Annotated in this window: 22 protein-coding genes and 2 tRNA genes; 10 read left to right on the forward strand and 14 right to left on the reverse strand. The window is 53.0% G+C overall.

Annotation, left to right across the window (positions count from 1 at the left end):
* Positions 1 to 3: 3 nt before the first annotated feature.
* Genes rnd through IDSA_RS02670 form a run of 5 tightly spaced genes read left to right on the forward strand, consistent with a single transcriptional unit; the run spans position 4 to position 3,520 of the window.
* Positions 4 to 1,158 carry a ribonuclease D gene (gene rnd, locus IDSA_RS02650; protein WP_034773987.1) on the forward strand — a complete coding sequence of 385 codons (1,155 nt, stop codon included), beginning with the start codon at positions 4 to 6 and terminating at the stop codon, positions 1,156 to 1,158.
* A gap of 2 nt (positions 1,159 to 1,160) precedes the next feature.
* A complete protein-coding gene (locus IDSA_RS02655) occupies positions 1,161 to 1,424 on the forward strand; it encodes a YcgL domain-containing protein (RefSeq protein ID WP_034773988.1) in 264 nt (87 codons plus the stop codon).
* Complete coding sequence (locus IDSA_RS02660) at positions 1,421 to 2,401, forward strand: lytic murein transglycosylase (RefSeq protein ID WP_034773989.1); 981 nt, start codon at positions 1,421 to 1,423, stop codon at positions 2,399 to 2,401. The genes IDSA_RS02655 and IDSA_RS02660 overlap by 4 nt, the downstream gene beginning before the upstream one ends.
* Positions 2,401 to 3,069, forward strand: coding sequence for a fumarylacetoacetate hydrolase family protein (locus tag IDSA_RS02665; RefSeq protein WP_034773990.1), 669 nt, complete (start codon positions 2,401 to 2,403; stop codon positions 3,067 to 3,069). The genes IDSA_RS02660 and IDSA_RS02665 overlap by 1 nt, the downstream gene beginning before the upstream one ends.
* Positions 3,062 to 3,520 (forward strand): YcgN family cysteine cluster protein, encoded by a 459-nt coding sequence (locus tag IDSA_RS02670; RefSeq protein ID WP_034773991.1) that lies wholly within the window; start codon positions 3,062 to 3,064, stop codon positions 3,518 to 3,520. Before IDSA_RS02665 ends, IDSA_RS02670 begins: the two co-directional genes overlap by 8 nt.
* Here the strand turns inward: IDSA_RS02670 and dsbB are convergent.
* Positions 3,517 to 4,038: a disulfide bond formation protein DsbB gene (gene dsbB, locus IDSA_RS02675; RefSeq protein ID WP_034773992.1), complete on the reverse strand. Its 522-nt coding sequence runs from the start codon at positions 4,036 to 4,038 to the stop codon at positions 3,517 to 3,519. The genes IDSA_RS02670 and dsbB overlap by 4 nt on opposite strands.
* Before the next feature lie 191 nt (positions 4,039 to 4,229).
* Here dsbB and fadR point away from each other — a divergent pair, with 191 nt between their 5' ends.
* Complete coding sequence (gene fadR / locus IDSA_RS02680) at positions 4,230 to 4,940, forward strand: fatty acid metabolism transcriptional regulator FadR (protein WP_034773994.1); 711 nt, start codon at positions 4,230 to 4,232, stop codon at positions 4,938 to 4,940.
* 73 nt (positions 4,941 to 5,013) lie between these two features.
* Here fadR and sodB read toward each other — a convergent pair whose 3' ends face one another.
* Positions 5,014 to 5,595, reverse strand: coding sequence for a superoxide dismutase [Fe] (gene sodB / locus IDSA_RS02685; protein WP_034773996.1), 582 nt, complete (start codon positions 5,593 to 5,595; stop codon positions 5,014 to 5,016).
* 224 nt (positions 5,596 to 5,819) lie between these two features.
* Here sodB and IDSA_RS02690 point away from each other — a divergent pair, with 224 nt between their 5' ends.
* Together IDSA_RS02690 and IDSA_RS02695 are read left to right on the forward strand one after the other, a co-directional pair.
* Complete coding sequence (locus IDSA_RS02690) at positions 5,820 to 6,158, forward strand: Grx4 family monothiol glutaredoxin (RefSeq protein ID WP_034773997.1); 339 nt, start codon at positions 5,820 to 5,822, stop codon at positions 6,156 to 6,158.
* Between the two features lie 40 nt (positions 6,159 to 6,198).
* Positions 6,199 to 6,804, forward strand: a complete 606-nt coding sequence (locus IDSA_RS02695; protein WP_034773998.1) for a peroxiredoxin — start codon at positions 6,199 to 6,201, stop codon at positions 6,802 to 6,804.
* A gap of 82 nt (positions 6,805 to 6,886) precedes the next feature.
* On the opposite strand, the gene rnt is transcribed toward IDSA_RS02695, so the two are convergent.
* Genes rnt through rsxA form a run of 9 tightly spaced genes read right to left on the reverse strand, consistent with a single transcriptional unit; the run spans position 6,887 to position 13,763 of the window.
* Positions 6,887 to 7,543, reverse strand: coding sequence for a ribonuclease T (rnt, locus tag IDSA_RS02700; RefSeq protein ID WP_232221250.1), 657 nt, complete (start codon positions 7,541 to 7,543; stop codon positions 6,887 to 6,889).
* Positions 7,544 to 7,562: 19 nt separating this feature from the next.
* Positions 7,563 to 7,946 (reverse strand): lactoylglutathione lyase, encoded by a 384-nt coding sequence (gene gloA, locus IDSA_RS02705; RefSeq protein WP_034774000.1) that lies wholly within the window; start codon positions 7,944 to 7,946, stop codon positions 7,563 to 7,565.
* A gap of 9 nt (positions 7,947 to 7,955) precedes the next feature.
* The gene (gene nth / locus IDSA_RS02710) at positions 7,956 to 8,594 is read right to left on the reverse strand and encodes an endonuclease III (protein WP_034774001.1); all 639 of its coding nucleotides are present in this window, start codon (positions 8,592 to 8,594) and stop codon (positions 7,956 to 7,958) included.
* The gene (locus IDSA_RS02715; protein ID WP_034774002.1) at positions 8,591 to 9,280 is read right to left on the reverse strand and encodes an electron transport complex subunit E; all 690 of its coding nucleotides are present in this window, start codon (positions 9,278 to 9,280) and stop codon (positions 8,591 to 8,593) included. Before IDSA_RS02715 ends, nth begins: the two co-directional genes overlap by 4 nt.
* On the reverse strand, positions 9,277 to 9,939 hold the full coding sequence (gene rsxG, locus IDSA_RS02720; RefSeq protein WP_051986019.1) for an electron transport complex subunit RsxG: 663 nt from the start codon (positions 9,937 to 9,939) through the stop codon (positions 9,277 to 9,279). Before rsxG ends, IDSA_RS02715 begins: the two co-directional genes overlap by 4 nt.
* On the reverse strand, positions 9,936 to 10,994 hold the full coding sequence (gene rsxD / locus IDSA_RS02725) for an electron transport complex subunit RsxD (protein WP_034774004.1): 1,059 nt from the start codon (positions 10,992 to 10,994) through the stop codon (positions 9,936 to 9,938). The genes rsxG and rsxD overlap by 4 nt, the downstream gene beginning before the upstream one ends.
* Positions 10,991 to 12,619 (reverse strand): electron transport complex subunit RsxC, encoded by a 1,629-nt coding sequence (gene rsxC / locus IDSA_RS02730; RefSeq protein ID WP_051986020.1) that lies wholly within the window; start codon positions 12,617 to 12,619, stop codon positions 10,991 to 10,993. The genes rsxD and rsxC overlap by 4 nt, the downstream gene beginning before the upstream one ends.
* The gene (gene rsxB / locus IDSA_RS02735) at positions 12,619 to 13,182 is read right to left on the reverse strand and encodes an electron transport complex subunit RsxB (protein ID WP_034774007.1); all 564 of its coding nucleotides are present in this window, start codon (positions 13,180 to 13,182) and stop codon (positions 12,619 to 12,621) included. The genes rsxC and rsxB overlap by 1 nt, the downstream gene beginning before the upstream one ends.
* Positions 13,179 to 13,763, reverse strand: coding sequence for an electron transport complex subunit RsxA (gene rsxA, locus IDSA_RS02740; protein ID WP_034774010.1), 585 nt, complete (start codon positions 13,761 to 13,763; stop codon positions 13,179 to 13,181). Before rsxA ends, rsxB begins: the two co-directional genes overlap by 4 nt.
* Before the next feature lie 274 nt (positions 13,764 to 14,037).
* On the opposite strand from rsxA, the gene IDSA_RS02745 reads away from it, so the two are divergent.
* Both IDSA_RS02745 and IDSA_RS02750 read left to right on the forward strand, forming a co-directional pair.
* Entirely contained in the window at positions 14,038 to 14,322 is a 285-nt protein-coding gene (locus IDSA_RS02745; protein WP_051986021.1) for a phosphatase PAP2 family protein, read from the forward strand.
* A gap of 15 nt (positions 14,323 to 14,337) precedes the next feature.
* Entirely contained in the window at positions 14,338 to 15,393 is a 1,056-nt protein-coding gene (locus IDSA_RS02750; RefSeq protein WP_034774012.1) for a glycosyltransferase family protein, read from the forward strand.
* A gap of 22 nt (positions 15,394 to 15,415) precedes the next feature.
* Here the strand turns inward: IDSA_RS02750 and IDSA_RS02755 are convergent.
* The 3 genes from IDSA_RS02755 to IDSA_RS02765 form a co-directional block, all read right to left on the reverse strand.
* Positions 15,416 to 15,492 (reverse strand) — tRNA-Asn (locus IDSA_RS02755).
* A gap of 30 nt (positions 15,493 to 15,522) precedes the next feature.
* Positions 15,523 to 15,599 (reverse strand) — tRNA-Asn (locus tag IDSA_RS02760).
* A gap of 510 nt (positions 15,600 to 16,109) precedes the next feature.
* Positions 16,110 to 17,291, reverse strand: coding sequence for a pyridoxal phosphate-dependent aminotransferase (locus IDSA_RS02765; protein WP_034774014.1), 1,182 nt, complete (start codon positions 17,289 to 17,291; stop codon positions 16,110 to 16,112).
* Between the last annotated feature and the right edge of the window lie 178 nt (positions 17,292 to 17,469).

A 17,469-nucleotide genomic window follows, 5' to 3' on the forward strand; every position in this document is an offset into this window, starting at 1 on the left:
CGCATGCCATCCTACACTTTAATTACCACGCCTGCTGAATTGCAGGCGTTTTGCCAGCGCGCTCGTCAGGCTTCTTATCTTGCTGTGGATACCGAGTTTGTCCGTACCCGGACCTATTATGCCCGGTTGGGTCTGGTGCAACTGCGCGCGGGCGCAGATGTGGTACTGGTTGATCCGGTAGCGCTTAGTGCTGAGCATTTCCCTGATGCCTTGCAACCCATGTGGGAGCTGCTGAAGGATCCGGATCTTACCGTGGTAATCCATGCCGGCGGGGAGGATTATGAAATTCTCACTCAGCATATGGGGCAGATTCCGGAAGGTATTTTTGATACCCAAATCGGCGCTGCTTTTGCGGGTTACGGTGATGCGCTTGGCTATGCGGCGCTGGTGAATGAATTTACCGGTGTGGTTATAGACAAATCGCAATCACGAACCGACTGGATGCAGCGACCACTGGCAGCGGAGCAGCTCGATTACGCGGCGGCCGATGTGCAGTATTTGTACGACATTTATCCGAAGCTGCTGGCAGAGCTGGATGCTGCTGGTAAGACGCACCTGGTGCTGGCTGAAAGCGCTGAACAGGTACGTAAACGCGCGGTGACTATTCCGGATGACTATCTGTATCTGTACTTTGGTAATGCCTGGCAGTGCAATGCGGCACAACTGGCGGTACTACGCGAGCTACTGATCTGGCGCCAGCAACGGGCGCGGGCTGCGGATATCCCGCTGGGGTTTGTGGCCAAGGACCATACCATGCTCGAACTTGCCCGCCGGACGCCAGCCAGTGCGCAGGAGCTGCGCGGTATTACTGATTTATCGCCAGTGACGGTACGTTACGCCGGCGACGAATTGCTGGCAGCAATTAAACGGGGCCAGCAAACCACAGAGTTGCCTGAACCCCTGACCCGACTGACGGATCTGCCGGACTACAAGCTTACCTTTAATGCCATCAAACAGCGGGTACAGGAACTAGCCGTGGAACTGGAGGTGCCGGCCAGTCTGATCGCCTCGCGCCGGCAAATTAACGACGTGATCCACTGGTGTGTACAAGTTCCTGCTGCGGCAAAGGCCTATTTACCGCCACCTGACTTGTTTGTGAGCTGGCGGGGGGATAAGCTTAGAACAGAACTTGAGGCACTGATTAAGCGAGAAACCTGATCATGTTGTGTGCAATTTATCGCAGCCCGAAACGAGCTGACACCTATCTGTATTTATCTCATCCCGCAGATTTTTCTTTAGTACCGGACGCATTGCGGAAAAGTTTTGGCGAGCCGGTGCACGTAATGACTATCGCACTGACTGCCGAGCGCAAACTAGCCCGGCTTAGCGTCGACGAACTCAGGCAGCACCTGGATGAATCGGGGTTTTACCTGCAATTACCGCCTAAAATTGAAAGCCTACTGAACCGGGAGTCCGCATTATGAAGAAGTTATTGAGTGGAGCTATCGTTGCTGCTGTGATCTTGGCTGTTGCGCCGGCCCAGGCCGAAGAAGGCAAAGATTTCGCTGCCTATGTGCAGGCAATCAAAGCGGAAGCGCGTGCGGCGGGCTATACCGATGAAACCTTAGATAAAGCCTTTGCCGGCGTGAAATTTTATAAGCAGTCGGTTACCGCAGATAAAAACCAGCCAGAATTTAAACTGACCCTGGATACCTATCTGCCGCGCGCCGTACCTGAATGGAAAGCCGACAAGGCCGTCGAGCAGCATGCCAAGCATCGCGAGCTGCTGGAAAAAATCGGCGCCGAGTATGGTGTGCAGCCGCGGTTTATTGTTGCGCTGTGGGGAATAGAAACCAATTTTGGTTCATTCACCGGCGGCTTTGACGTCATTTCAGCCCTCACGACCATGTCGTATGAAGGTCGGCGCGAAGCATTCTTTAAAAAAGAATTATGGCATGCGCTGACGATTGTGCAGGAAGGGCATATCGATATAGAGCAAATGAAAGGATCATGGGCTGGCGCTATGGGGCAGACTCAGTTTATGCCTAGCTCATTTATGGAGTACGCGGTCGATTATGACGGTGATGGTCGCAAAGATATCTGGAATTCGATGGGTGATGTATTTGCCTCGGCGGCTAATTACCTGAAGTCGGTCGGTTGGCAGGACGACGTCACCTGGGGACGACAAGTCACTTTACCGGATGATTTCGACACTGAGATGGCATCGCTGAAGATCAAAAAACCATTATCTGAATGGCAGCAACTGGGCGTGCGTCGGATGGATGGCAGTGCTTTACCACAGCGCACGGATTTGGTTGCATCAGTGGTGATTCCTGATGACCGCGAAGGCCGCGTCTATCTGGCTTATTCGAACTATGACGCGCTGATGCGCTGGAACCGCTCGCATTACTTTGTTGCTGCGGTCGGTTATTTGTCTGATCGGATCCGGTTTCCCCGCTGATGTCGACACTGGTATCGCCAGGAAGGCTGCCGGTACTACCGGGTAAAATCGTCTGTGTGGGCCGGAATTACGCTGCCCATGCCGCCGAGCTGAATAACCCGCTGCCCGCGCAGCCCTTGTTGTTCATGAAGCCTGCCACGGCGGTAACCTGGTTGCCCGAAGTACGGATCCCGGACGGGCATGGCGCTTGTCATCACGAACTCGAGCTTGCGGTTCGTATAGGTACGCGGCTGCGCCGGGCTACGCAGGAAGACGCGATGCGAAGTATTTCACACTACGGGCTGGCGTTGGATCTTACTTTGCGCGACGTTCAGGACCGGCTAAAGGCAGCCGGTCAGCCGTGGGAGCGGGCCAAAGCTTTTGATGGTTCCTGTGCGTTGTCCGACTGGCTGCCAGCCGCTGGAATTGATCCACAGCAACCACTGGAATTGCAGCTGAGTATTAACGGTGAGGTTCGGCAGCGGGGCAACAGCGGCGACATGCTTTATAGTGTTGGCGCCTTGCTGGCAGATATCAGTCAGCAGTTTACCCTGTTACCTGGTGATGTGGTGCTGACCGGTACCCCGGCCGGGGTCGGGCCATTGCAGGTTGATGATCAGTTGCAACTGAGGCTGGCGCAGGGTGCGAATAGCTGGCACTGGACCGCTAAGGTTGTGCTGGATGACTGAAGCACCGTTCTGGGAGCGTAAAAAGCTGACAGAAATGACCACGGAAGAGTGGGAATCGCTCTGTGATGGTTGCGGTAAATGTTGCCTGCATAAGCTAATTGATGAAGATGACAGTACCGATGAGGTTCACTTTACTCATGTGTCCTGCCATTTACTGGATACCCAAACGGCGCGTTGCCGGCACTATGCTGATCGTAAAAACTATGTTCCTGATTGTGTGGTGATCACGCCTGAAAACCTCGAGGTGCTCGATTATATGCCGCCTTCCTGCGCTTATCGCCGACTGGCTGACGGGCGGGGGCTGGCAAGCTGGCACCCGTTACTGAACAACGGCGATCAAAGCGCTATGATCGCCGCCGGTATCAGTGCCGCGGGCCGGGTAACCAGTGAAGACCAGCTGCTCACTGAGCTTGAAGACTGTATTGTCAGCTGGCCGCTGCACGACTGTTAGGGTTTACGCACCCGAAGCAACCGGCAGAGCAATACCAGAATCGCAGCGACAAAGTAGCTCGCAAAGATAATCTGCATCCACTCCGGCATACTCAGGCCGATAAACTCCCAGTTAATGTCTCCGCATAAACCGCGGGCCGCGAATAATCCAGGAAACCACTCGTGCAACGGCATAAAACCAGGAAAGGCAGGTACTGAGTCGCACACTGAGAAAAAGGCATTAGCGGCTTGTTGCATGGCGCTGTGCTCGGCCGCAATCAGATAACCCCAGCCAGCAGCAACCAACCAGCCGGCAAAACCGATCAGCCGCGCTATGACTGACGTCGGGGCAATCAGCGGTACCAGAGCGACCAGCCCGATGGCCAGTACCGCCACGCGCTGATAAATACACTTAACGCAGGGTTCCAGATCCATCTGGTACTGAAAATAAAGGGCAACGGCGACCAGTATAAATGCGCTGGCAGCCAGCACAGCCCAGGCGCTTCGGCGGTGAGGAAGAGCGGCGATTGAGGAAAGCATCGGGTTTATCTCAGTTATTATTGTTAACGGATGCGCAAAACCTTACCTGAGCCCGGGAAGCTTGTCGATAGCCGCGAGGAACGGCGATTAACAAAACTTGTCCGACCATTATAAACACTGGTAAAATCAGTTGTAATTAGCCCTGAATATAACCTCAACAGGTACAGATTATCCAAAACACAGACCATTTTATGATCATCAAAGCCCAGAGTCCGGCCGGCTTTGCCGAAGAATATATTGTTAAGTCAATCTGGACCGGGCATTTCGCCCCTGGCACTATTTTGCCGGCGGAGCGCGAATTGTCTGAGCTTATCGGGGTTACGCGTACGACTTTGCGTGAGGTATTGCAGCGCCTTGCCCGTGATGGCTGGCTGACTATTCAGCATGGTAAGCCAACGCGGGTCAATAATTTCTGGGAAACCTCCGGACTCAATATTCTCGAAACCCTCGCCCGGTTAGATGAAGAAGGCATGCCGCAACTGGTCGATCAGCTGTTGTCTGCGCGCACTAATATCAGCGCGATCTATATCAGATCGGCCGTGCGTTATAATGCCGACCGGGTGGTGGAACTACTGACCGAAGCCGAACAACTGGAAGATACTGCCGAAGCCTTTACCAAGTATGATTACCACCTGAACCATGATTTGGCGTTTGCTTCACAGAACCCCATCTATGTGCTGGTGCTGAACGGCTTTAAGGGGCTGTATTCAAGAATTGGTAACTTCTATTTCTCCAATCCCGAGGCCCGCGCGCTGGCGCGTAAATACTACGCTGACTTGCGTAATATGGCGGCTGAAGGTCGTAAGGATGATGCGGCTTTGCTGGTACGGGAGTACGGTTACCGTTCAGGCAAGATCTGGTCTGATATGCGACCGGATATTCCGGCTAATCTGATTGAATGAAGTGGCGGGAAATTAATCCATAAAAAAGGTCGGCATGTAAGCCGACCTTTTTTGATCATAACGCGGTTGTGTTTTAAGCCAGGTTTTTCGCAACGAAATCCCAGTTTACAAGGTTCCAGAATGCGTCCAGATATTTTGGACGGGCATTACGGTAGTCAATGTAATAAGCATGTTCCCATACATCAACCGTCAGTAACGGCGTCAGGTTATCGTCAGTCAGCGGAGTTTCCGCGTTGCTGGTATTCACGATATCGACAGAACCGTCTGATTTTTTCACCAGCCAGGTCCAGCCAGAGCCAAAGTTAGCGACTGCTTTGTTGCTGAATTCTTCTTTGAATTTATCAAAAGAACCAAACTTCGCATTAATCGCATCGGCTACTGCACCGGAAGGCTTGCCACCGCCATTCGGGCTCATGCAGTGCCAGAAAAAGGTGTGGTTCCACACTTGTGCAGCGTTATTGAAAACGCCACCTTTTGAATTCTTGATGATTTCTTCCAGAGAATCGCTTTCCTGGTCAGTTCCTTTGACGGCATCATTCAGTTTATTCACATAGGCCTGATGGTGCTTGCCATAATGATACTCGAGCGTTTCTGCTGAAATATGCGGCTCAAGGGCATTTTTTGCATAGGGTAGATCCGGTAGTTCGAATGCCATGTGATTTTCTCCTTTTTTTAGTACGTCATTCAGATAAAAGTCACGGATACGAATTCGGTTTCTGTTGAATTCGTAATGTGCTGTCCCTATATACCTAAATTGAGGCATATAAAATTAATTCAAGGGTAGTATAACCGATTTTGTCCGTTTCTGCCGTGCTGCCACGGCGTGATCTCTGTGGTAAACTAGGGGTCGATCGTTAGCAATATCAACATGAGGTGGTCATGGAAACTGTGGAAAAAATTAAACAGCAGATTGAAGAGAATCCGATCCTGCTTTATATGAAAGGCTCGCCGAAACTGCCAAGCTGCGGTTTTTCCTCGCAGGCCTCTCAGGCATTAATGAGTTGTGGGCAGCCGTTTGCTTACGTTGATATTCTGCAGAACCCTGACATCCGGGCGGAATTACCGAATTATGCCGACTGGCCGACCTTTCCTCAGCTTTGGATTGAGGGCGAGTTAATTGGCGGCTGCGACATTATTATTGAGATGTTCCAGAAGGGTGAACTGCAACAGCTGATTAGCGAAACTGCAGCACGCCATCCGGCACCGGAAGCAGAGTAATTTTTTTATTCATTGAACCAACAGAAAATGGAGACCGATCATGGGTGTATTAGTTGGCCGTAAGGCGCCTAACTTCACAGCGTCAGCCGTACTGGGAAGCGGGGAAATCGTTGATGATTTCAATCTGCATAACGAAATCAAAGGTGGCAAAGCCGTGGTATTCTTTTACCCGCTTGATTTTACCTTTGTTTGTCCGTCGGAGTTGATTGCATTTGATCATCGCCTGGAAGAATTTAAAAAGCGTGGCGTAAAAGTTATCGGCGTTTCAATTGACTCGCAGTTCAGCCATAACGCATGGCGTAATACCGCTACTGAAAACGGCGGTATCGGCGAGGTAAAATACCCGCTGGTAGCTGATGTTAAGCACAACATCTGTAAAGCCTATGACGTTGAGCATCCTGAAGCAGGCGTTGCGTTCCGCGCATCGTTCCTGATTGACGAAGAAGGCGTTGTGCGCCACCAGATCGTTAACGATCTGCCATTAGGCCGTAACATTGATGAAATGCTGCGCCTGGTTGACGCCCTGAACTTCCACCAGGAACACGGCGAAGTGTGTCCGGCTGGCTGGAAAGAAGGCGATGAAGGCATGAAAGCCGACAGCAAGGGTGTTGCAGACTATCTGTCTAAGCACTCAGGTAAGCTGTAATTTAACTGTCGCAGGACGAATAAATCAAAAGCCACCGCAGATTTTTCTGTGGTGGCTTTTTTAATGCTGAAGCAGAAAAACCTTAATCAGTGGTCGTGGAGCGCGGCCAGCCACCGAGTTGCTGATAATGATTAACGATATAGCAAAATAGCTCGGCGGTGCGCTCGGTATCGTAAAGCGCACCGTGGGCCTGCTGCGTATCGAAAGGGATCCCGGCCGCCTGACAAGCTTTGATAAGCACGGTTTGACCAAGGGTCAACGCCGCCAGAGCGGTGGTATCGAAGGTCACGAAAGGGTGAAAAGGATTGCGCTTTAAATTAACCCGCTCGGCAGCCGCCATCAGAAAGTTATGGTCGAAAGTGGCGTTATGTCCAACCAGCACGCAGCGCTGACAGCCAGCTTCCTTCTGCGCCTTACGGATAGGTTTGAAAAGCTCTTTCAGGGCGTATTCTTCCGCTACCGCGCCACGCAGAGCCGAGTGCGGGTTGATGCCGTTAAAATCAATTGCCGCCTGCTCAATATTGGCACCCTCGAACGGCTCAACATGAAAATGAACGGTCTGATCAGGATGCAGCTGCCCTTGTTTGTCAAATTTCAGCGTCACAGCGGCAATTTCCAGCAGGGCATCGGTGCGGGGGTTAAAACCGCCGGTCTCAACATCAATAACCACCGGCAGGTAGCCCCGGAACCGCTGTTTCATCTGTACGAGTGGATCGGTAGACAAAGGATCAGTAGACATAAATTCTCAGTGAGTTGGTTCAGGTACGTTCAATCAGCTCAATAGCGTAGCCATCGGGATCCCGGACGAAGGCGATCACTGTGCTGCCACCTTTAACCGGGCCTGGTTCGCGGTAGACATCCCCACCGGCTGCTTTGATCTGCTTACAGGTATGCTGAATATCTTCAACGCCAATCGCAATATGACCAAAAGCTTTGCCATGTTCGTATGAATCGACATCCCAGTTATAGGTCAGTTCCAATACCGTATGATCGGTTTCCGGACCGTAGCCGACAAAAGCCAGCGAGTACTTATACTCTTCATTGTCGGCCTGGCGCAACAGCTTCATGCCCATAACCTCGGTGTAAAATGTTATTGAGCGCTGTAAATCACCTACCCGTAACATGGTGTGCAGTAAACGCATATGAAGTCCTTAGTCGTCGGATGTTTTGTGCGGATATTCGCAAAGATCTTCGATCAGGCAACTACCGCAGCGCGGTTTACGCGCGATACAAGTATAGCGGCCATGCAGAATAAACCAGTGGTGCGCGTCGGTTTTGAATTCTTTAGGGATTACTTTTTCCAGCTTATCCTCAACGGCGCGGACATTTTTTCCGGGCGCAAATTTAGTGCGGTTAGCGACCCGGAAAATATGGGTATCAACGGCAATAGTCGGCCAGCCAAAAGCAGTATTCAGCACCACATTAGCGGTTTTGCGGCCAACCCCCGGCAAGGATTCCAGCGCCTCGCGATCTTCCGGTACTTCGCCGTGATAATCACGCACTAAGATAGCGCAGGTTTTGATAATGTTTTCGGCTTTGCTGTTATAGAGTCCGATGCTGTTGATATAGTCTTTCAGGCCGTCTACGCCCAGCGCCAGAATCGCACCCGGCGTATTGGCATCGGGAAACAGCTTACTGGTTGCTTTGTTGACGCCTTTATCGGTGGCCTGGGCAGAGAGTATGACCGCAATCAGCAGCTCGAAGGTCGAGCTGTACTCGAGTTCGGTATCCGGGTTGGGGTTACTGTCACGGAAGCGGGTGAGAATTTCGATTCGTTTCTGTTTATTCATTGGGCAGTCACCCGGGCTCGGGTTACTTGTTTGGCGGGCTGTTTAGCACGCTGTTCGCGATAATGATCGATAAGGTTTTTCAGGGCAATAATAAAGCCCATGGCGATAAAAGCGCCCGGCGGAAGTATCGCCAGCAATAACGGGTAGTCAACTGCAAAGAGTTCCACCCGCAGGCCCGCGGCCCAGTCGCCCAGCAGCAGTTCGGCGCCATCGAACAGGCTACCGTTGCCGATGATTTCGCGCACGCCGCCAAGCACGACTAAGACCGCACTGAAACCTATACCCATCATCAGCCCATCAAAGGCCGAACGACGCCAGGGATTTTTTGAAGCGTAGGCTTCAGCCCGGCCGATAATGGCGCAGTTGGTGACGATTAGCGGGATAAAGATCCCCAGCGACTGATACAGACCGTAGACATAGGCGTTCATCAGTAACTGGATAACGGTGACAAAGGTCGCAATGACCATGACGAAAACCGGAATACGAATTTCTTTTGGTACCCAGTCGCGAACCAGTGACACCGTGATATTCGAGCCAACTAAAACCAGTAAGGTAGCCAGCCCCAGACCAAGCGCGTTGGTGACGGTGGAGGTCACCGCCAGCAGTGGACACAGGCCAAGTAATTGCACCAGAGCGGGGTTGTTCGCCCACAGGCCTTGCCATGTCAGTTCTTTGTATTCGTTCATGGTTCTGCCTTTTCCGGAACAGTTGAAGGCACCGGCTCGTTACAGTTGGCCGGCTGCCGGAACCAGTCTTGCTGATGCTGCTTAAATACCCTGACAGCGCGTTCTACCGCCTGCACCACAGCGCGCGGCGTGATGGTGGCGCCGGTGAACTGATCAAACTGACCGCCATCGCGCTTTACCGCCCAGCGCGGGTCATCCTCAGCACGGACTTCGCGCCCGTCAAAACTGGTTATCCAGTCATTTTTACGGATTTCAATCTTGTCGCCAAGGCCCGGGGTTTCCTGATGCTGCAGCGTTCGTACGCCGGCCACACTGCCATCGGTATATACCGCAACCAGTAGCTTAATAGCCCCACTATAACCATTTGGCGCCGTCACTTCCATGGCCGCAGCCACGGGCTCGCCGTTCATCGTTGCCCGGTAAACGGCCTGGGGTGGGGGGCCAAGCTGTTCGTAACGCACCCGGATACAACTCTGATATAAGTCGTTGTCATGCTCGTTTGGTGCAATCACCTGGTTCAGTACCTGCAGCAACTCCTGTTGCTGCTGGCGGGCGATCGGTTCAGCGGTTAAGCGGGCGGTGATCACCACCAACAAAGTGGCTGCGCAGGCAAAAGCTGCCAGGATCAGACCGTTACGCTGCATACTTCTGGCGATCATGGGTGACCTCGATGGCCATAAACGACCGGCCGGGTGTATTTATCAATTACCGGTACCATCATGTTGCCCAGCAGCACCGCGAACGCGACCCCGTCGGGATAACCGCCCCAGGTACGAATGATATATACCAGTGCACCAATGAGCAGACCGAACCACAGCCGGCCGCGATTGGAGGTGGCGGCGGTAACGGGATCCGTCGCTATGAAAAAGGCGCCGAGCATGGTCGCACCGCTGAATAAGTGTAGTACCGGACCAATTTGCTGATCGGGGGCAAAGGCCGCGCCAAGCAGCGCCGGCAGGCCAAGACCCAGCAGAACACCTGCGGGGATATGCCAGCTAATCACGCGCAATTTGATGAGTACCAGCCCGCCGAGCAGGTAAGCCAGGTTAATCCACTGCCAGCCAACGCCGGCAAAGTCGGTAAAGATAGGCTTGTCAGTGGCTTCAGCCAGGGTCATCTGGCTTCCCAGGTCAGTACGCAGACTGTCCAGCGGGGTGGCCATTGTCAGGCCGTCGATGCCGGTGCGCAGTTGCTCGAGGTTATAGCCGGCACTGGTGTAGCCACTGACAATCAGGTTGATGGTATCAACCACTGAAATACTGTGTTCCGTCAGCATGGTGGGGGCCGGCCAGCTGGTCATCTGTACCGGGAACGACACCAGCAGCACAACATAGCCCGCCATGGCCGGGTTAAAGAGGTTCTGTCCGACTCCGCCGTACACGTGTTTTACCACAATGACCGCAAAGGCGGTGCCGATGACAATAATCCACCAGGGCGCCAGGGCGGGGATACTGATGGCCAGCAGTACCGCAGTCACCATTGCGGTATGATCACGCCAGGCTGACCACATGGGACGCCCCCGCAGGCGCATGCAAAGGCCTTCAGCCAGCCAGGCGGTGGCCAGCGCAAGTATCAGCTGGAACCATACCCCCCAGCCAAAAAATACGCTTTGCAATATCACGCCAGGGATCAGCGCCAGATAAACCAGCCGCATAATTTGCCGGGTAGTGCGGCGCTGATGGGTATGGGGAGAGGCCGCTATTTTAAAGGTCATTCTGAGTCCCCTGTGCTCTTGCCATCATTCTTGCCATCATTCTTATCACCGGCCTTAGTGGCTGCTGCGGCCTGGGCCGCTTTTCGGGCTTTTGCCCGCGCAATAGCTGCCTGCACTGCATCCTGAGGGTTGTCGCCGCCAGCTTTTACGGCTTGCGCCTGGGCTTTCTCGCGGGCTTCGGCAGCTTGCCGGTGCCGTTCAAGACGCTCTGCTTTCTCACGTTCCAGCCGCTGCTGGCGCGCCTCGAAACGCTCGCGGGCAATTTCGGCACTGGCTTTGTCACGCGCTATATTGCGGATCTCCGCCTTGGCTTTACGATAATAATGCACTAGCGGGATCTCGCTGGGGCACACATAAGCACAAGCCCCGCACTCGATGCAGTCGAACAGGTTCTGTTCTTCCAGGCCGTCATAATCTTTTGCTTTGGCCAGCCATTGCAGTTGCTGTGGTAACAGCTCAGCCGGGCACACATCCGAACAGGCACCACAGCGGATACAGGGCATTTCCTGTTGTGCCGGAGCCAGCTCGCTTGAGGCGGGTAATAAAATACAATTGGTGATTTTCACCACAGGTACGGTTAAATCGGGCAGGGTAAAGCCCATCATGGGACCGCCCATGATCACAGGCTGCTGCGGTTCAGGCGCATAGTCGCAACGCTTTAATAGTCTCTCTACGGGGGTGCCAAGACGGACCCAGTAATTACCAGGCTTGCGGACATTTTCGCCGGTTACCGTAACCACACGCTGGATCAGCGGGCGACCATGGTCAACGGCATCCTGCACAGCAAATGCGGTGCCGACGTTATGCATCACCAGGCCAATGTCGATCGGCAGTCCGCGGCTTGGAACTTCGCGGCCCGTCAGAATTTGAATCAGTTGTTTTTCGCCGCCCGATGGGTATTTAACCGGAATGATCCGCAGCTTTATGGTCGGGTGATCGGCCAGTAGCGGCTTGAACGCCTCGATTGCCGCGGGCTTATTCGCTTCAATCGCGATCAGCGCTTTGGAGCAGCCAGCGATATAAAGCAGGATCTCGGTGCCGCGGACGATTTCCGCGGCATGTTCCTGCATCAGGCGGTCGTCAGCGGTGATATAAGGCTCACATTCGACCCCATTAATGATCAGATAATCCAGCGGCCGCTGCAGCGCCAGTTTGCGGTCGGTGGGAAAGCCAGCGCCGCCCAGACCTGCGATGCCGGCGTCGCGCAGGCGATCGAGCAGTTCCGTTCGGGATAATTGCTGATAATCAGGCACCGGATAGAGTTCGCAAAAGTTGTCTTCGCCATCGGCGCGAATACTAATAACCAGATCAGCCAGCCCGGATGGATGGGCAATCCGGGCCGGGCCAATGGCGGTAATGGTGCCGGAAGTTGGTGCATGCACGGGCAGGCCGTTAGCCATACCGGGTTTAGTCAGGGGTTCGCCGGCGAGAACCTGCTGACCAATCTGGACACAGACTTCACCGGGCTCGCCGTTGTGTTGTTTTACCGGAACGCGATAGTCGCCCGCCGCAGGTAAGCTGCTGAGCGGTGTGCCACTGGAAAGTTCTTTTCGCTCCGGTGGATGAATGCCACCGGGGAAATTCCACAGGCGATCCGCTTCAATATCGGTTAATTCAGCAGACATTAATCCGATGACTCCACAGTATGTACGGGGATCTTTTGCAGATTCCACTGCCAGTTTTCCGGACGGGTGGGTACCGGCACCATATCAATACAATCGACCGGGCAGGGTTCTACGCAGAGGTCACAGCCGGTACATTCATGCTCAAGTACGGTATGCATGTGTTTCGCAGCGCCAAGAATGGCATCGACCGGGCACGCCTGAATACACTTGGTACAACCGATGCACTCATCTTCACGGATAACCGCCACTTTTTTGGTATCTTCGGTGCCGTGCGCCGCGTCGAGCGGTTTGGCTTCAACGCCCATAAGGTCAGCCAGGTTACGTATGGTCGACTCACCACCCGGCGGGCATTTGTTAATGTCATCACCGTTAGCAATAGCTTCGGCATAGGGCCGGCAACCGGGGTAGCCACACTGACCACACTGGGTCTGGGGCAACAGGGCGTCAATCTGATCAACGATAGGATCGCTTTCTACTTTAAAGCGCACCGCAGCGAAGCCCAGCACCAGACCAAAGATCAGCGCCAGCACGCCCAGTGCCAGCAGCGCGGTAACTATACTCATGTGACAGTCACCAGCCCGGTAAAGCCCATAAAGGCGAGGGACATCAGGCCCGCGGTAATCATAGCGACGGCAGCGCCTTTAAAGGGCAGTGGCACATCGGCCGCCGCCAGCCGTTCACGCATCGCTGAGAATAAGATCAGTACCAGCGAGAAGCCAATCGCCGCGCCAAAACCATAAATGATGGATTCAACAAAGTTATGCTGTTCATTGATATTGAGCAGCGCCACACCCAGCACCGCACAGTTGGTGGTAATTAACGGCAGGAAAATCCCGAGTAAACGATATAAGGTCGGGCTGGTTTTGTGCACGACCATTTCGGTGAACTGCACCACCACCGCAATAACCAGAATAAAACTTAAGGTCTGCAGGGCGAGTAAATCCAGCGGTACCAGAATGTACTGGTTGATCAGATAGCTGCAGACGGATGCCAGGGTAAGCACAAAGGTCGTGGCGGCGGACATGCCGATAGCGGTCTCCAGCTTATTGGACACACCCATAAAGGGGCATAAGCCAAGAAACTTCACCAGCACGAAATTGTTGACTAGTACCGTTGCCACTAACAGCAGCAGGTAGTCACCCATAGCAGATTCCATCCGATCATTAAGAATTACCGCTATTATCGGATTTTTAGCGACATGAAACAACCGACTAACTGTAGTGTTATTCGACTTTGTCACGCAAACTTCATAAATCTGTCGCCCGCCCGAAATTTAAGCCGCCTAAGGTAAGCTCAACACGCACAGGCGGGGGATTACGAATGGCACGTTGGCTTGAGCATTTGAGTCGCTATGATCGGATCAGTTTTTGCTGGTTTAATGGCCGGTTGCCCCGACTGTCGCAAAGTCGTAGTGTGCGATGGCTGTCCCGCTCCGGCCCTACCAGGCAATGCGCGACTTCAAAGCTGTCATCGAAGCCCACGATCAATTTAGTTTCCCGTCCGGACATACCACCGCCGCTCTCATGTTTGCCGGCATTATCGGTAGCTACTATCCCGGTTGGATCGAAACGACTTATCTATGGGCGTCATTAATCGGGCTGTCGCGGATTCTGCTGGGCGTTCACTACCCCGGGGATGTGGCGGCCGGAGCCCTTTTAGGTAGTGTCCTCGCCTGGTTTTCGTTAACGATGACAGCAAGCTAAAAAGGAGTAGTTCGTATGCGCATCCTGATCGGCGTACAAGGCACTGGTAATGGTCACTTGAGCCGCTGCGCAGCGCTCTCAGAAGCGCTGGCGGCACAGCAGGTTCAGGTCGACTTTCTTATGTCAGGTCGGCCCCATGCCGGATTCTTCGATATGGAACCCTTCGGTAACTGGCACTGGAGACAGGGCTTGACCTTCGCTGTTCAGAAGGGTCGGGTGGCAGTACGCGAGACGGTACGGCGCAATAACTGGCGGCAGTTCTGGCAGGATGTCCAGGAACTTGATTTAAGTCCCTATGATCGCATCGTTACGGACTATGAGCCAGTGACGGCCTGGGCCGCGCGCAAGCAACAGCGACCGGTCATAGGGATTGGCCGTCAGTATGCATTCTATAAGCCTTGTCACGGATTACAGATTCATGCTGCTCAACGTCAGTTGCTGCGCTGGTTCGCGCCAGTCACTGATGCTGTGGGCATGCACTGGACCAGCGGCGGTTCGCATATATTGCCGCCGGTTATCCATCAGCGGGGCCCGCAGTTGCCGCGCGAGGATAATCACTATTTGGTTTACCTGCCATTTGAGCCATTACCCCGCATTCATCGCTTGTTGCAGGGTTTGAGTGATTATCGCTTTAGCGTATTTCACCCGGGCGTTACCCAAAAGCAGATTGGCCCTGTTAGTTACTACCCGCCTTCACGGGATGGTTTTGCTGAGGTATTTAGCCGCGCCTGCGGAGTTATCAGTAACGCGGGCTTTGAAACCAGCTGCGAGGCCCTATGGCACGGAAAAAAACTCCTGGTGAGGCCATTAGCCGGTCAGTTCGAGCAGCTCGCTAATGCGCGCTGCCTGGAACAACTGCAATTAGCAACGGTCATGCAAAATCTGGATACGGCGGAACTAAGTAACTGGCTGGAACATGGTCGGGCACGGCAATGCTGGTGGCCTGATGTGGCAACTGAATTAGCGCAATGGCTGGCAGAAGGTGCGGAACGGCCTGTTAGCGAACTGAGCAAGGCACTGTGGCGTAAAACGGATACGGCAGATTATCGGGAATTATTACAACGAGGTTAACGAACTACAACGGTAATGAAGATGGCTCCCCAGGTAGGATTCGAACCTACGACACATGGATTAACAGTCCACCGCTCTAACCAACTGAGCTACTGGGGAATTGCAAAGAGAGGTTGTTGAAAGGATGTCTGGCTCCCCAGGTAGGATTCGAACCTACGACACATGGATTAACAGTCCACCGCTCTAACCAACTGAGCTACTGGGGAACACATCCGACAACGGGAGCGAATGTTAAAGGGGCTTGCGCAAGCTGTCAATAGTAAAAATGCGCGTTTGCGCGTTTTGTGCGCAGCCTGGATGAAAAGTTGTTTGTCAAGCAACTCACAACTGCCTCGCTATAACATTCGGAATAGCAAATGACGGTGCCTGGTTATCCACAACAAGGCAGACATCAGGCGTTACAACGGGTTGACGATCTTATCCACTAAATCTGTGGATAACCTTGTGGGAAACTATGTGTGTTGCTATGAAAACCGCTTGGTAGCGGCTGTTTAAGAGATTGCTTAAAAAATAACTAGGAAATAAAAATTCATTATTTATCAATTGGTTGCATATTTTTCGTGGTGAATGCGACGAACCGTTTATTCTGTCCGAACAGAGCTAAATGAAATTTTTCCGGCTTGTGTATTTCTTATCAGGATTGCCTGAAAATAGCGCGATTTCAGGCACTTTTAACTGGTCTGACTGGTAGGGCGAGGGGGGGTAACGAACAACGCCTATGAGGCGAAGTCCGTTATCCGGCGAACCGCTTCTTTGAGGGTCGCTAAATCGGTAGCAAAGGAGAACCGGCAGTGTCCGGGGGCACCAAAAGCGGTTCCCGGAACCAGCGCGACTTTGGCGTTGTTTAACATCAGTTCACAGAGCGCTATATCGGTACTGCAGTCTTTAGCCGCCATCAGCCCTTCGATGTTGGCAAAGGTATAGAAGGTGCCGTCGCCAGGGATACATTTCATGCCGGGAATCTGATTCAGGGCATCAACCAGGTAATCATGACGCTCTTTAAACGCATTAACCATGGTGCGGATACAGCTTTGATCGCCTTCAAGGGCCGCCAGCGCAGCATGCTGACTGATACTCGCCGCATTCGAGGTACTTTGTGACTGAATCTTTTTCATCGCAGCAATGAGTGGCTTGGGACCAGCCGCATAGCCGATACGCCAACCGGTCATGGCATAAGCTTTGGATACACCGGATAACAGCATGATACGGTCGTGCAGATCCGGCGCGACCATCGCCAGGTTATAAAAGGATTCTTCGGTCCACAAAATATGCTCGTACATATCATCGCTGGCAATGAGCACCTGCGGATGCTTACGCAGTACGTCAGCAAGCTCGCTGAGTTCAGCTTTGCTATAAGCCGTACCTGTGGGGTTCGACGGACTGTTCAGAAACAGCAGGCGGGTTTTGGGCGTGATAGCTGCGTCCAGCTGGGCCGCGGTAATTTTATAACGCTGATCGATACCGGCTTCGATAATAACCGGCTCACCGCCCACCAGTTTCACCATATCCGGGTATGAAACCCAGTACGGGGCCGGAATAACCACTTCGTCACCGGGATTTAGCCAGGCGCTGAGCAGATTAAAGATGCTGTGCTTACCACCAGATGAAATCAGAATTTCGGGCAGTGAATAGTCGAGGTTGTTGTCGCGTTTAAATTTATTAATGACGGCCTGCTTTAATTCAATAATACCGTCGACGGCAGTATATTTCGTCTGGCCTGCATCTATAGCTGCTTTGGCAGCCTCTTTGACAAAATCGGGGGTGTCAAAGTCGGGTTCACCCACGCCTAAACCAATCACATCGTGCCCGGCTAGTAAAAGCTCAGCAGCTTTTTGTGATACAGCCAGGGTCGGTGAGGGTTGGATGGCATTAACGCGGTCGGATAACTGATATTTCACGGCTCTATCCTGTGAGTGAAAGAGGAAAGCCATATCATATAATTACTGGTGATTTTTGTCCACGGCTGCAATCTGCGGCGACATGGCAGAAGCCGCGTTAATCCGATACACTACACAGCTTCGTATGAAGCAGTTCGGATTCTATTTTCATCTATTTTCAGTTAAGCAACCGGAACCA

This window comes from Pseudidiomarina salinarum, from assembly GCF_000753715.1.
Lineage (GTDB): Bacteria > Pseudomonadota > Gammaproteobacteria > Enterobacterales > Alteromonadaceae > Pseudidiomarina > Pseudidiomarina salinarum.